The organism is Enterobacter sp. fkY84-1 (assembly GCF_052974705.1).
Genome location: NZ_CP169393.1, coordinates 842072 through 856554, shown reverse-complemented (window position 1 = coordinate 856554; position 14483 = coordinate 842072). Strand labels below are relative to the sequence as shown.

13 protein-coding genes are annotated in these 14483 nt (G+C 54.8%); 4 read left to right on the top strand and 9 right to left on the bottom strand.

Going from position 1 to position 14483, the window contains the following annotated elements:
• Positions 1–8: 8 nt before the first annotated feature.
• The 7 genes from cdsA to rpsB all read right to left on the bottom strand — a co-directional run bounded on the left by cdsA (position 9) and on the right by rpsB (position 6412).
• On the bottom strand, positions 9–866 hold the full coding sequence (gene cdsA, locus ACEPLT_RS03985; protein WP_008501906.1) for a phosphatidate cytidylyltransferase: 858 nt from the start codon (positions 864–866) through the stop codon (positions 9–11).
• Between the two features lie 12 nt (positions 867–878).
• The gene (gene ispU / locus ACEPLT_RS03980; protein WP_021240487.1) at positions 879–1637 is read right to left on the bottom strand and encodes a (2E,6E)-farnesyl-diphosphate-specific ditrans,polycis-undecaprenyl-diphosphate synthase; all 759 of its coding nucleotides are present in this window, start codon (positions 1635–1637) and stop codon (positions 879–881) included.
• A 186-nt stretch (positions 1638–1823) separates the two neighbouring features.
• Positions 1824–3023 carry a 1-deoxy-D-xylulose-5-phosphate reductoisomerase gene (gene ispC, locus ACEPLT_RS03975; protein ID WP_232928442.1) on the bottom strand — a complete coding sequence of 400 codons (1200 nt, stop codon included), beginning with the start codon at positions 3021–3023 and terminating at the stop codon, positions 1824–1826.
• A 93-nt stretch (positions 3024–3116) separates the two neighbouring features.
• The gene (gene frr / locus ACEPLT_RS03970) at positions 3117–3674 is read right to left on the bottom strand and encodes a ribosome recycling factor (protein ID WP_008501909.1); all 558 of its coding nucleotides are present in this window, start codon (positions 3672–3674) and stop codon (positions 3117–3119) included.
• A gap of 167 nt (positions 3675–3841) precedes the next feature.
• The gene (gene pyrH, locus ACEPLT_RS03965) at positions 3842–4567 is read right to left on the bottom strand and encodes a UMP kinase (protein WP_008501910.1); all 726 of its coding nucleotides are present in this window, start codon (positions 4565–4567) and stop codon (positions 3842–3844) included.
• A 150-nt stretch (positions 4568–4717) separates the two neighbouring features.
• Positions 4718–5569, bottom strand: coding sequence for a translation elongation factor Ts (gene tsf / locus ACEPLT_RS03960; protein WP_008501911.1), 852 nt, complete (start codon positions 5567–5569; stop codon positions 4718–4720).
• Between the two features lie 117 nt (positions 5570–5686).
• On the bottom strand, positions 5687–6412 hold the full coding sequence (gene rpsB / locus ACEPLT_RS03955; protein ID WP_003856207.1) for a 30S ribosomal protein S2: 726 nt from the start codon (positions 6410–6412) through the stop codon (positions 5687–5689).
• A gap of 321 nt (positions 6413–6733) precedes the next feature.
• On the opposite strand from rpsB, the gene map reads away from it, so the two are divergent.
• From map to ACEPLT_RS03935, 4 genes are all read left to right on the top strand, one after another.
• Positions 6734–7528: a type I methionyl aminopeptidase gene (map, locus tag ACEPLT_RS03950; protein WP_008501913.1), complete on the top strand. Its 795-nt coding sequence runs from the start codon at positions 6734–6736 to the stop codon at positions 7526–7528.
• 62 nt (positions 7529–7590) lie between these two features.
• Complete coding sequence (gene glnD / locus ACEPLT_RS03945; protein ID WP_023345458.1) at positions 7591–10266, top strand: bifunctional uridylyltransferase/uridylyl-removing protein GlnD; 2676 nt, start codon at positions 7591–7593, stop codon at positions 10264–10266.
• A 32-nt stretch (positions 10267–10298) separates the two neighbouring features.
• Complete coding sequence (dapD, locus tag ACEPLT_RS03940; protein ID WP_008501915.1) at positions 10299–11123, top strand: 2,3,4,5-tetrahydropyridine-2,6-dicarboxylate N-succinyltransferase; 825 nt, start codon at positions 10299–10301, stop codon at positions 11121–11123.
• Positions 11124–11234: 111 nt separating this feature from the next.
• On the top strand, positions 11235–11624 hold the full coding sequence (locus tag ACEPLT_RS03935; RefSeq protein WP_008501916.1) for a DUF3461 family protein: 390 nt from the start codon (positions 11235–11237) through the stop codon (positions 11622–11624).
• An 89-nt stretch (positions 11625–11713) separates the two neighbouring features.
• Here ACEPLT_RS03935 and cdaR read toward each other — a convergent pair whose 3' ends face one another.
• Together cdaR and degP are read right to left on the bottom strand one after the other, a co-directional pair.
• Positions 11714–12871: a DNA-binding transcriptional regulator CdaR gene (cdaR, locus tag ACEPLT_RS03930; protein ID WP_232928444.1), complete on the bottom strand. Its 1158-nt coding sequence runs from the start codon at positions 12869–12871 to the stop codon at positions 11714–11716.
• Positions 12872–13018: 147 nt separating this feature from the next.
• Positions 13019–14455, bottom strand: a complete 1437-nt coding sequence (degP, locus tag ACEPLT_RS03925; RefSeq protein ID WP_008501918.1) for a serine endoprotease DegP — start codon at positions 14453–14455, stop codon at positions 13019–13021.
• Positions 14456–14483: the final 28 nt, after the last annotated feature.

The following is a 14483-nucleotide window of genomic DNA, read 5'->3' as shown; positions in this document are numbered from 1 at the left end:
ACCTTCCGTTAAATCGTCCCGAATACCAGTAAAAGCAAACACGCAAACACTGGAACAGCCGCTGTCAGGCTATCAATGCGATCCAGTATACCGCCATGCCCTGGAATCAGGTGTCCACTGTCCTTAATCCCTGCTTCACGCTTGAACATACTTTCGGTTAAATCACCGAGCACGGAGGCAAGCGCAGCAAAAATCGAGCACACCAGCAGTATTGATGGTGCCACTTCAAGATTCGCCCAGACGCCGTAGCCCCAGGAGATGATCGCGGCCGTAAACAAACCGCCGATAAATCCTTGCCAGGTTTTGCCCGGAGAAACCTTCGGTGCCAGCTTATGTTTGCCAAACAGTTTACCAAACATATAGGCCCCGGAGTCAGCCCCCCAGACGAGAATCATCACATAAAGCAGCCAGATCGCACCGCTGTAGTGGTTTTCGTCGTAGTGCCAGGCGCGCAGCGCAACCATACCCCAGAAAAAAGGAATAATAGTGAGCAAACCAAAAATCAGTCGCAGCACTTTTGAATGACGCCACAACGCCGCGGAGCCGGGATAAAACAGCACCAGTAACAGCGCGGCAACCCACCAGGCCAACGATATCCACAAGGAACCAGCCACCAGAGGCTGATGAATATCATGATGATATTCAGGCAACGTGAACAGCATTACGGCCAGAATAAAGCCACAAAGTACCGCAAGCCATACTCGCTGCGTACGCGAGGTAAAGCCGCTAAACTGTCCCCATTCCCACGCGGCGAGCATGCACACCACCAGCGTAACAATAGCGAATCCCACCGGGGGCAGTAAAAACAGCGCCGCAATGACAATGGGTATTAATACAAAAGCGGAAATCAGGCGATACTTCAGCAAAAGCTACCCCCATCAGGCGTTGTCGCCACCAGGCTCGGTGCCGCCGAAACGACGCTCTCGATTGGCAAAGGCATGCAGCGCACCTTCAAAGTCTTGTTCATCAAAATCGGGCCAAAGAACATCTGTAAAGTAAAGTTCGGCATAGGCAATTTGCCATATCAAAAAGTTACTTATGCGATGTTCTCCCCCTGTCCTAATTACTAAATCCACAGGTGCCAGTTCATTCATGCAGATTTGCTTGCTCAGCGCTTCTTCATCAATTTGGTCGGGTCTCAACAGCCCTTCCTGAACCTGTTCGGCGAGATGCCGAACGCCCTGGATAATATCCCAGCGTCCGCCGTAATTCGCCGCAATATTCAGCGTCAGACCGGTATTATTTTCAGTCAGCGCCTCTGCTTTACGAATCCGTTCCTGCAAACGTGAGTTAAAACGACTGGTATCGCCAATGATACGCAGGCGGACGTTGTGGCGGTGCAGGCTTTTTACTTCGCTGTCTAGCGCCCACACAAACAATTCCATCAACGCAGTCACTTCCTGCAGCGGTCGATTCCAGTTTTCACTGCTAAAAGCATAGAGCGTTAACGCATCAATGCCGTTATTGGCGGCAAAAGAAACGGCGCGGCGAACGGATTTCGCCCCAGCTTTATGCCCAAAGGCTCGTATCTTCCCTTGTCTTTTCGCCCAGCGGCCATTGCCATCCATAATGATTGCTACATGACGGCAGCCATGAGCTGGCAAGTTTTCGCTTATTGGTTGATTCGCAGACAACATAACGCGTTTTTTGTCCCTGAAAAGGATTTAACGGTACTCAGGAATACTGAAGCCGATACATAAAAAAGCCGTGTCAAACCACGGCTCACCTGACCACGTAAAGTCAAATACCTGCGATCAGATGGCGCAGACTATATCACTGAAGCCCAACGCTAACAAATAGCACGACGACTAGTGGTTGCTTTATCACCAGCTTGCGAGACGTGTCACCTGTTGGCGCGCAATATTACGCGCAGCTGCATCCACCGTCAGCACCTCTTCCACGCTCTGTGGTTCGCGCAAATCCATCATCTCCAGTACCGATAAATTTAACGCCGCAATATCGGTAAAACGAATTTGCTGATTCAGAAATGCTTCAACGGTAATTTCATTGGCTGCATTCAGTGCCGTTGTCGCCGCCTGCCCCTGGTCAAAGGCCGTCATTGCAAGCTTCAGACAAGGGTAACGGTCATAGTCTGGTTCACTGAACGTCAGGGAACTTAGCTTGCAGAAATCAAGCGGCTTCACACCGGACTTCACTCGATTCGGCCACGCCATGGAATGGGCAATCGGCGTACGCATATCCGGTTCACCCAACTGCGCCAGCACGCTGCCATCCTGATAACGCACCATCGAATGAATCACCGATTGCGGGTGAATCAGTACTTCCATCTGTTTCGCTGACGCATTAAACAGCCAGCGCGCTTCAATGTATTCCAGACCTTTGTTCATCATGGTGGCAGAGTCAACGGAGATTTTACGCCCCATTGACCAGTTCGGATGACGGCACGCCTGATCCGGCGTCATCGCACGCAGTTCAGACAGTGGCGTTTCACGGAACGGGCCACCAGACCCGGTAAGCAGAATCGACACGACGCCATTCTGCTCCAGGTCAGCGTACCCCAGGTTCTGTTGAAAAGGTTGCGGTAAACTCTGAAAAATCGCGTTGTGCTCGCTGTCGACGGGCAAAAGACGCGCGCCGCGCTGCTTCACCGCCTCCATGAACAGGCGTCCGCAGGTAACCAGCGACTCTTTATTGGCCAGCAGAACGTCCTTACCGGCATCAATCGCGGCAAGCGTCGGCAATAATCCTGCCGCCCCGACAATGGCCGCCATTACCTGATCCACCTCATCCAGCGCCGCCATCTCGCAGGCCGCCTGTTGGCCACTCAGCACCTCGGTTCGACTGCCCTTCTCAAGCAGCTTTGCTTTCAGCAGGCGCGCGCTCTCTTCGTCATCCATCACCGCATAGCGGGGCGTAAACTCCAGGCACTGCTCAACCATTCGCTGCACATTCTTACCGGCCACCAGCGCTGTCACGGTGTAAAGTTCAGGATTATGGCGAACAACGTCGAGAGTGCTGCAACCGATAGAGCCGGTTGAGCCAAGGAGTGTTAAATGCTTCATGAGATGCCCGAAAAGTTAGACCAGATAAAAGCAAAACGCCGCCAGCAAGACCCAAAGTCCCTCTGAACGGCGTTTATCAGTGTACGACAGAAATCAGAACTGCATCAGTTCCGCTTCTTTATCTGCCAGCGCCGCATCAATTTTCTTGATGGCAGCGTCAGTCATTTTCTGAATGTCGTCCTGAGAACGACGATCGTCATCTTCACTGATCTCTTTTTCTTTCAGCAGCGCTTTGACTTTATCATTCGCGTCGCGACGGACGTTACGCACGGATACACGACCCTGCTCAGCTTCGCCACGTACCACTTTGATCAGGTCTTTACGACGCTCTTCGGTCAGCGGTGGCAGTGGAACGCGGATGTCAGCACCCGCAGAGCTTGGGTTCAGACCGAGGTCAGACGCCATGATCGCTTTCTCAACCGCCGGGCCCATAGAACGATCGAATACGTTGATTTTCAGCGTACGGGTATCTTCTACCGTCACGCTCGCCAGCTGACGCAGAGGGGTTGGCGTACCGTAGTACTCGACGATGATGCCATCCAGCAGGCTTGGGGAAGCACGGCCAGTACGGATTTTGCTGATTTGGGTTTTGAACGCTTCTACGCATTTTTCCATGCGTACTTCAGCATCTTTTCTGATGTCGTTAATCACGTTACGAATCCTTGAAAACTTGTCTCAGGCAGACTATCCGCCAGCACAGCGCTACAGGTGTGCTAAGTATAGTCGCGTTTAATTCATGACAACGCCAAAGGCGCGCCCGGGTAAGATACCACTACAAAATAAAGCGGAATCTTACCTGTATTTATCGTCAACGGAAATTATTCCGTGATCAAAGTGCCTTCTTTTTCGCCCATGACCACGCGACGCAGTGCGCCAGGTTTGTTCATGTTGAAGACACGAATTGGCAATTTGTGGTCGCGAGCCAGCGTGAAGGCGGCAAGATCCATCACTTTCAGCTCTTTATCCAGCACTTCGCTGTAGCTCAGCTGATCGTACATGGTGGCAGAAGGATCTTTTGCCGGGTCGGCAGTAAACACGCCATCGACTTTGGTCGCTTTCAGTACCACATCAGCTTCGATCTCGATACCGCGCAGGCAGGCAGCGGAATCGGTCGTAAAGAACGGGTTACCCGTACCGGCGGAGAGGATCACCACGCGGTTGTTGCGCAGCAGGCTGATAGCTTCTGCCCAGCTGTAATTATCGCATACGCCATTCAGGGGGATCGCGGACATCAGGCGGGCGTTCACATAGGCGCGATGGAGCGCATCACGCATCGCCAGGCCATTCATCACGGTTGCCAGCATACCCATGTGGTCGCCCACAACGCGGTTCATCCCCGCTTTCGCCAGACCAGCACCACGGAAAAGGTTGCCACCGCCAATGACCACGCCAACCTGGATGCCCAGTTCGACCAGTTCTTTGATTTCCTGTGCCATGCGATCAAGGATGCTTGCGTCAATACCGAAGCCTTCCGATCCCTGCAGCGCTTCGCCACTCAGCTTAAGCAGAATGCGTTTGTACACGGGTTTTGCATTGGTAGCCATGTTTCTTTCCTGAGACTGTCAACGATTAAGATGGGGGTTAATTCTGGCGACATGATATGCCGCAAATCAGTACAGCGATACTGGAGCCTGTCTGATTTCATGTGACGGGTGACAAAAAGAAGCCGCCCTCAGGCGGCTCCTTTTCAATCATTAAGACTGCTTGGACATTGCAGCAACTTCTGCTGCGAAGTCAGTCTCAACTTTCTCGATGCCTTCGCCCACTTCGAAGCGGATGAAGCCAGTTACGTCAGCGTTGTGCTCTTTCAGCAGCTGAGCAACAGATTTGCTTGGGTCCATTACGAATGGCTGGCCAGTCAGAGAAACTTCGCCGGTGAATTTCTTCATGCGGCCTTCAACCATTTTCTCTGCGATTTCTTTTGGTTTACCAGACTGCATCGCGATGTCCAGCTGAACCTGGTACTCTTTCTCTACCACTTCAGCAGACACGTCTTCTGGCTTAACGAATTCTGGCTTGCTTGCAGCGATGTGCATTGCCAGCTGTTTAACCAGCTCTTCATCAGCGCCTTTAGCCGCAACCAGAACACCGATACGAGCACCGTGCTGGTAAGAGCCCAGAACGTCGCCTTCCAGAGAAGCAACGCGACGGATGTTGATGTTCTCACCGATTTTAGCAACCAGCGCAACACGCTCTTCTTCGAACTGTGCTTTCAGAACTTCAACGTCAGTGATTTTGCCAGCAACCGCTGCGTCCAGAACTTTGTTAGCAAATGCCTGGAAACCACCATCTTTAGCAACGAAGTCAGTCTGGCAGTTAACTTCCAGAATGATGCCGTAGTTGCCGTCGATCTTAGTGATGATCACGCCGTCAGCAGCAACGTTGCCTGCTTTTTTAGCTGCTTTGATCGCACCGGATTTACGCATGTTTTCGATTGCCAGCTCGATGTCGCCGTTCGCTTCAGTCAGCGCTTTTTTGCAATCCATCATGCCTGCGCCAGTACGCTCGCGCAGCTCTTTTACCAGGGATGCGGTAATTTCAGCCATTCTTAAATCCTCGGGAGATGTGAACTGCCCGGCCGGGGGCCAAACAGTGTAAATTGAAAAAAGGGGCCGGTAATGGGCCCCTATTCATACACGGTACTAATAAGGGGTAAAACCTTATTATTCAGCTTCTACGAAGCTTTCTTCCGCCTGAGAAGCCAGATCCTGGGAACGGCCTTCACGAACGGTAGCAGCTACAGCGCTCAGGTACAGGCTAACAGCACGGATTGCGTCGTCGTTACCCGGGATAACGAAGTCAACACCGTCCGGATCGGAGTTGGTATCAACGATAGCGAATACCGGGATACCCAGGTTGTTAGCTTCTTTGATAGCGATGTGCTCGTGGTCTGCATCGATTACGAACAGCGCGTCTGGCAGGCCGCCCATATCTTTGATACCGCCCAGGCTGTTTTCCAGCTTGTCCAGTTCACGAGTGCGCATCAGCGCTTCTTTCTTAGTCAGCTTGTCGAAAGTACCGTCCTGAGACTGGGTTTCCAGATCTTTCAGGCGCTTGATGGACTGACGAACAGTTTTCCAGTTGGTCAGCATGCCGCCCAACCAGCGATGGTTCACGAAGAACTGGTCGCAGCTGTTAGCAGCATCTTTCACAGCTTCGCTTGCAGCGCGCTTAGTACCAACGAACAGAATCTTACCTTTACGGGAAGAGATCTTGTTCAGCTCAGCCAGGGCTTCGTTGAACATTGGTACAGTTTTCTCAAGGTTGATGATGTGAACTTTGTTACGTGCGCCGAAGATGAAAGGCTTCATTTTCGGGTTCCAGTAACGGGTCTGGTGACCAAAGTGAACACCAGCCTTGAGCATGTCGCGCATGGAAACAGTTGCCATGTTTAAAACCTCTATATTGAAAGTTGGGGTTATGCCTCCACGTATCCCATATTACCGACCCCGAAGGGCACCCCGGAATATGTGCCGATACGTGTGTGTTGTTACACAAAGTGAGATTTGTCGCTTCCGTCCAGCCTGTGTATCTGAGATGGATCGGAAGTCCGGCGCGCTTTATACCACAAAACACGACCAGAAACCAACAGTTGTTGGCGGAGTGTGCTGTTAATGATTCTCAATTTGGCACGGAGCGTGCCTGACTGATACCATTGACGACACTTAGACTAGTATTGTCGAAAAAATCGACACCGATGGACAGATTACATGGCTATCTCTATTAAGACACCTGAAGAAATTGAAAAGATGCGCGTCGCCGGTCGTCTGGCCGCGGAAGTGCTGGAAATGATCGAGCCGTTCGTGAAGCCGGGCGTCAGCACGGGTGAACTGGACCGCATCTGTAACGACTATATCGTGAACGAGCAGCACGCGGTTTCCGCCTGCCTCGGCTACCACGGTTTCCCGAAATCCGTCTGCATCTCTATTAATGAAGTGGTGTGCCACGGCATTCCTGACGATGAAAAACTGCTGAAAGACGGCGATATCGTCAACATCGACGTGACCGTCATTAAAGACGAGTACCACGGTGACACCTCAAAAATGTTCATCGTTGGCAAGCCGACCATCCTGGGCGAGCGCCTGTGCAAAGTCACCCAGGACAGCCTCTACCTGGCGCTGAAAATGGTGAAGCCGGGTATTCGCCTGCGTACTATCGGCGCCGCAATTCAGAAATTTGTGGAAGCGGAAGGGTTCTCCGTGGTGCGCGAATACTGCGGTCACGGTATTGGCCGCGTCTTCCATGAAGAGCCGCAGGTTCTGCACTACGATGCAGACGACGGCGGCGTTGTGCTGCAAAAGGGCATGACCTTCACCATTGAACCGATGGTCAACGCCGGTGACTACCGCATCCGCACCATGAAAGACGGCTGGACCGTGAAAACCAAAGACAGAAGCTTGTCTGCCCAGTACGAGCATACTATTGTGGTAACAGACAACGGCTGCGAAATTATGACGTTGCGCAAGGATGACACCATCCCGGCGATACTGACGAACATTGAGTGATAAGAAGCCGGCAAATGCCGGCTTTTTTAATGGCGATAGCTTTTTCTTATGGGTGGCGCACGATGAGTAATCTTTTACCCGAACAGTATGCTAACACAGCCCTTCCCACCCTCCCCGACCAGCCCGATAACCCGGGCGTCTGGCCGCCGCACGAGCTGACCTGCGCGCATATTAAAGCCCATATGGATGTTTTCCATCGCTGGCTGGGTAGCGCGTTCGATGCAGGCGTATCTGCCGAGCAGCTCATTGAGGCGCGCACCGAGTTTATCGACCAGCTCCTGCAGCGTCTATGGATCGACTACGGTTTCGGGCAGGTTAGCGACGTCGCGCTGGTTGCCGTCGGGGGCTATGGCCGCGGTGAGCTGCATCCGCTTTCCGATATCGATCTCCTGATCCTAAGCCGCAAAAAGCTGCCGGACGAACAGGCGCAAAAAATCGGCGAGCTTCTGACCCTGCTCTGGGACGTGAAGCTGGAAGTCGGCCACAGCGTTCGCACCCTGGAAGAGTGTCTGCTGGAAGGGCTATCGGACCTGACCGTTGCCACCAACCTGATTGAAACCCGTCTGCTGATTGGCGACGTCGCGCTGTTCCTGGAGCTGCAAAAACACATCTTCAGCGACGGCTTCTGGCCGTCAGAAAAGTTCTTCGCCGCGAAGGTCGAGGAGCAAAACCAGCGCCACCAGCGCTACCACGGCACCAGCTATAACCTTGAGCCGGACATTAAAAGCAGCCCCGGCGGCCTGCGCGACATCCACACGTTACAGTGGGTCGCCCGTCGCCATTTCGGCGCCACCTCGCTGGACGAGATGGTCGGCTTCGGCTTTTTAACCGAGGCCGAGCGTAACGAGCTCAACGAGTGTCTGCACCTGCTGTGGCGCATCCGCTTTGCCCTGCATCTGGAGGTCACCCGCTACGATAACCGTCTGCTGTTTGACCGTCAGCTCAGCGTAGCGCAGCGGCTGAACTATCAGGGCGAAGGCAACGAGCCGGTTGAGCAGATGATGAAGGATTTCTTCCGCGTCACCCGCCGGGTGACCGAGCTGAACCAGATGCTGTTGCAGCTGTTCGACGAGGCCATTCTGGCCCTGACGGCGGACGAAAAGCCGCGCCCGATTGACGATGAATTCCAGCTGCGCGGCACGCTTATCGATCTGCGCGACGAAACGCTGTTTATCCGCGAGCCGGAAGCGATCCTGCGGATGTTCTACACCATGGTGCGCAACAGCACCATCACCGGGATCTACTCCACCACCCTGCGTCATCTGCGCCACGCGCGCCGCCATCTGACGCAGCCTTTGTGTTACATCCCGGAAGCGCGCTCGCTGTTCCTGAGCATGCTCCGCCATCCGGGTGCCGTCAGCCGCGGGCTGCTGCCGATGCACCGCCACAGCGTGCTGTGGGCCTATATGCCGCAGTGGTCGCACATCGTTGGGCAGATGCAGTTCGACCTGTTCCACGCCTACACGGTGGATGAACACACCATCCGCGTGATGCTCAAGCTGGAGAGCTTTGCCAAAGAAGAGACGCGCTCCCGCCACCCGCTGTGCGTGGAGCTGTGGCCGCGCCTGACCCATCCGGAACTGATCCTGATTGCCGCCCTGTTCCACGACATCGCCAAAGGCCGCGGCGGTGACCACTCGGTACTGGGCGCGCAGGACGTGCTGAAATTTGCCGAGCTGCACGGCCTCAACTCACGTGAAACGCAGCTGGTGGCCTGGCTGGTGCGCCATCACCTGCTGATGTCGGTCACCGCGCAGCGTCGGGACATTCAGGACCCGGAAGTCATTAAGCAGTTCGCGGAAGAAGTTCAGACGGAAAACCGCCTGCGCTATCTGGTCTGCCTGACGGTGGCGGATATTTGCGCCACCAACGAAACCCTTTGGAACAGCTGGAAGCAGAGCCTGCTGCGCGAGCTGTACTTCGCCACCGAAAAACAGCTGCGTCGCGGGATGCAGAACACGCCGGACATGCGCGAGCGCGTGCGTCACCACCAGCTTCAGGCGCTGGCGCTGCTGCGGATGGATAACATTGATGAAGAGGCGCTACATCAGATTTGGGCCCGCTGCCGCGCCAACTATTTTGTCCGCCACAGCCCAAACCAGCTGGCGTGGCACGCGCGGCATCTGCTCAAGCACGATCTGTCCCAGCCGATGATCCTGCTAAGCCCGCAGGCCACGCGCGGCGGAACGGAGATTTTCATCTGGAGCCCGGACCGGCCTTATCTGTTTGCTGCCGTCTGCGCCGAGCTGGACAGGCGTAACCTGAGCGTGCATGACGCGCAGATTTTCACCACCCGCGACGGCATGGCCATGGACACGTTTATCGTGCTGGAGCCGGACGGCAGCCCGCTGTCGTCGGACAGGCATGAAGGGATACGTTTTGGTCTGGAGCAGGCGATTACCCAGCGCAGCTGGCAGCCCCCGCAGCCGCGTCGCCAGCCGGCAAAATTGCGCCACTTTACCGTGGATACCGAGGTCAATTTCCTGCCGACCCACACCGATCGTAAATCGTTCCTGGAGCTGATCGCGCTCGACCAGCCAGGGCTGCTCGCCCGCGTCGGCCAGGTTTTTGCCGATCTGGGAATTTCGCTTCATGGGGCCCGAATTACAACGATTGGCGAGCGAGTAGAAGATTTATTTATAATCGCCACCGCCGACCGGCGTGCCCTTAATAATGACCTGCAGCTTGAAGTGCAACAACGGTTGACAGCAGCCCTCAATCCAAACGATAAAGGGTGATATGTTTTTTAGTGAAATGGAAAGAGTAAACAATGCAGCAGTTACAGAACGTTATTGAGTCCGCTTTTGAGCGTCGCGCCGAGATTACCCCGGCAAATGTGGATACCGTGACCCGTGAAGCGGTAAACCAGGTGATTTCCCTGCTGGATTCCGGCGCGCTGCGCGTGGCAGAAAAAATCGACGGTCAGTGGGTCACTCATCAATGGCTGAAGAAAGCCGTGCTGCTCTCTTTCCGCATCAACGATAACCAGGTTATCGACGGAGCAGAAAGCCGCTACTTCGATAAAGTGCCAATGAAGTTCGCTGACTACGACGAAGCGCGTTTCCAGAAAGAAGGTTTCCGCGTGGTGCCGCCTGCGGCGGTGCGTCAGGGTGCCTTCATCGCACGCAACACCGTGCTGATGCCATCCTACGTGAACATCGGTGCCTACGTTGATGAAGGCACCATGGTGGATACGTGGGCAACGGTTGGTTCCTGCGCACAGATCGGGAAAAACGTTCACCTGTCCGGCGGCGTGGGCATCGGCGGTGTTCTGGAGCCACTGCAGGCTAACCCAACCATCATCGAAGATAACTGCTTCATCGGCGCGCGTTCAGAAGTGGTGGAAGGCGTGATCGTGGAAGAAGGTTCCGTGATCTCCATGGGCGTTTACATCGGCCAGAGCACCCGTATTTACGACCGTGAAACCGGTGAAGTGCATTACGGTCGCGTTCCGGCGGGCTCCGTGGTGGTTTCCGGCAACCTGCCGTCAAAAGATGGCAAATACAGCCTGTACTGTGCGGTTATCGTGAAGAAAGTGGATGCGAAAACGCGCGGTAAAGTGGGCATCAACGAATTGCTGCGCACCATCGATTAATCGGGTATAACAAAAAGCGGGGGCAACCCCGCTTTTTTTATATCTGAGGGTGGCGAAAATAGATTTTTTCGTTAATTATTCAAAGGTTATGTTGAGATCAAGGGTACCGCTATGTACGATAATCTGAAAAGTCTGGGCATTACCAATCCTGATGAAATTGATCGTTACAGCCTCCGCCAGGAAGCCAATAACGATATTTTGAAAATCTATTTTCACAAGGACAAAGGAGAGTTTTTCGCCAAAAGCGTGAAGTTTAAATACCCACGCCAGCGTAAGACCGTTGTTGCTGACGGTGTAGGACAGGGATACAAAGAAGTACAGGAAATCAGCCCTAACCTGCGCTATGTGATCGATGAACTCGATCAGATCTGCCAGCGCGACCGCACCGAAGTCGATCTCAAGCGCAAGATCCTTGACGACCTGCGTCACCTTGAAAGCGTTGTTACCAATAAGATCAGCGAGATTGAAGCGGATCTTGAGAAGTTAACCCGCAACAAATAAGCCGTTTTATTGCCCGGTGGCGCTTCGCTTACCGGGCCTACGAACGCATGTAGGCCGGGTAAGGCGAAGCCGCCCCCCGGCAAACAGCTTCATCTCTGTTCATCCAACTGCAGCGCCACATACAGCAGCAGCCTGTCGTCGAAATTTCCCAGATCTAACCCCGTCAGCTCTGAAATTCGGTTTAACCGATACTCCAGGGTATTGCGGTGAATAAACAGCGCTTTTGACGTCGCCAGCGGCTGCACGTTATGACGGAACCACGCCTGCAGGGTCCGGCGCAGCAGGCCGTTATTGTCCATGGCTTTCAGGCGCGCCAGTGGCCGCGCTAGCTCATTGGCCTGCCAGCCACCGCGCAGGCTGTCGAGCAGCACCGGCAGCATCAGGTCCTGATAAAAATAGCTGCGGCTCTCCGGCATTCGCTGCTTGCCCACCATCATGGTGGTGCGCGCGGTTCGCCAGGAGCGGGCGATACTGCCCGTACCGGTAAAGTAGTTGCCCAGCGCAACGCGAAAACGCAGCTGACCATTCTCTTTCATACGGGAAATTAACTGCTCCACGCGACGGCGATGATCGTCCGCATCCCAGCGGCCAAACGCATTGAGCGCCGGTTTGAGCACCACCATCTCCGTCAGAGAAACGATCGCCACCAGGTTATCGCGCTCCGGCGTCGCCAGTGCATTTTGCAGCTGCTGCAGCTCGGCCATCGCGCTGTCTACGCCCAGCTGGCCGCTGTCGACCTCAATGACCGCCACCACGCGCGGCTGGTTCAGATCGATCCCCAGACGCTGCGCCCACTCGCTCAGCGCAGGCGTATGCTCCTCTGCCTGAATGAGGTTCATCACCAGCTCTTCGCGCAGGCGGCTGTCCTGAGCCAGCAGGTGCATCAGCCGCGACTGCTCCAGCATCATCTCCGCCGTCATGCAGACCAGCTCGCCATATTTTCGCAGTGACTCGGGCTCGCCGGTGAGGCCGATGACCCCCACAATCTCGCCTTCAAGGCGCAGCGGTAAATTGATGCCCTGACGGACGCCGTGCAGGTGTTTCGCTACCGCATCGTCGATATCGACCACGCGCCCCTGGGAGAGCACCAGCAGCGCGCCTTCGTGCAATTCCCCAATACGCTCGCGATCGCCACTGCCAATAATGCGCCCGCGGGCATCCATTACGTTGATATTGGTATCAATGATGCGCATGGTGCGCGCCACAATATCCTGCGCCATTTTGGTATCAAGATGCCAGCCAGCCATAGAACCCTCCCGTGAGCAGAGCTCAAGCATAGGGAAGTTCAGCGACGCCTGCATTGTGCAGATGCACAAAGAGAGAGGAAGAAGTGTGGACTTGTGTGAAAGGTCACAGAAACGAGAAAAGCCCCTGCGAACAGGGGCTTCAGAGGATTACTGCATCAGCAGGTAAATAGAGGTGTCACCACGCTGGATATTCAGCGCCAGCACGGAAGGTTTGCTGTCGAGGATCTTACGCAGTTCAGCGATGTTTTTCACCGGCTGCTGGTTAGCGCCCATGATCACATCGCCTTTTTTCAGGCCAATACGGGCTGCCGGTGAATTCGCCTTCACGTTATTCACCACTACGCCTTTATCTGCGCCTTTGTTGCTCATCTCGGCACCTTCAATACCGCTGAAGATGGTGCTGGAGTCCACCTGATTCTGGCTGCTCTGCTGCAGCTCCAGGCTGACGTTAACCGCCTTGCCGTCGCGCAGCAGACCAAGGGTCACTTTGCTGCCGATAGGCATAGAGCCGACTTCCGCACGCAGGGCGGCAAAGCTGCTGATCGGTTTACCATTCAGGGAGGTGATCACATCCCCCGCTTTAATGCCCGCTTTCGCCGCAGAGGAGTTCGGCATCACCTGGCTGACGAATGCCCCGCGCTGGGCGTCAACCTTCATTGCCTTAGCCAGTTCGGAGTTCAGTTCCGTACCCAGGATACCCAGCTCACCGCGTTTCACCTGGCCATACTGCACCATCTGCGCGGTCAGGTTTTTCACCATGTTACTTGGGATAGCAAAGCCGATCCCGATGTTGCCGCCGTCCGGTGCCAGGATCGCGGTGTTGATACCGATCAGCTCGCCGTTCAGGTTGACCAGCGCACCGCCGGAATTACCGCGGTTGATCGCTGCATCCGTCTGGATGAAGTTTTCATAGTTTTCGGCATTGAGGCCGCTGCGGCCCAGTGCAGAGACGATACCCGAGGTCACGGTTTCACCCAGACCGAACGGGTTACCGATCGCCACGGTATAGTCACCCACGCGCAGCGCGTCGGAGTCGGCAATTTTAATCGCCGTCAGGTTTTTCGGATCCTGAATCTGGATCAGCGCGATGTCGGAGCGCGGATCTTTGCCGACCACTTTGGCGTCAAACTTACGGCCATCGCTCAGCTGAACCTTAATGCTGCTCGCGTTATCAACAACGTGGTTGTTGGTGACGACATAGCCTTTCGCTGCATCAATGATTACCCCCGAGCCAAGCGCCATGAATTTCTGCTGCTGGCCGCCGCCCTGGCTGTCATCCCCTGCGCCACCGCCCTGACAGAACGGAGAGCTCTGGAATGGCGAACCGTCCTGGCAGAACGGCGAGTTGTCGCCGAAGAACTGCTGGAAGTTACGCGGCATGCGCGGCGTATTGACGGTCGTGCTACCCTCAACGTTAATACTCACCACCGATGGCATCACTTTTTCGAGCATCGGTGCCAGGCTTGGCATCTGCTGCGCGGTTGCTGCCGACGACGCGGTCTCGGCTGCAGTAGCAGTCAGAGGAGACAGCGCTAAACCTAAACTCAGAGCCAGTGCACTCATTGCTAATGTGGTTTTTTTCATGTTTCTCAATCTCGATTTACAGGTAACG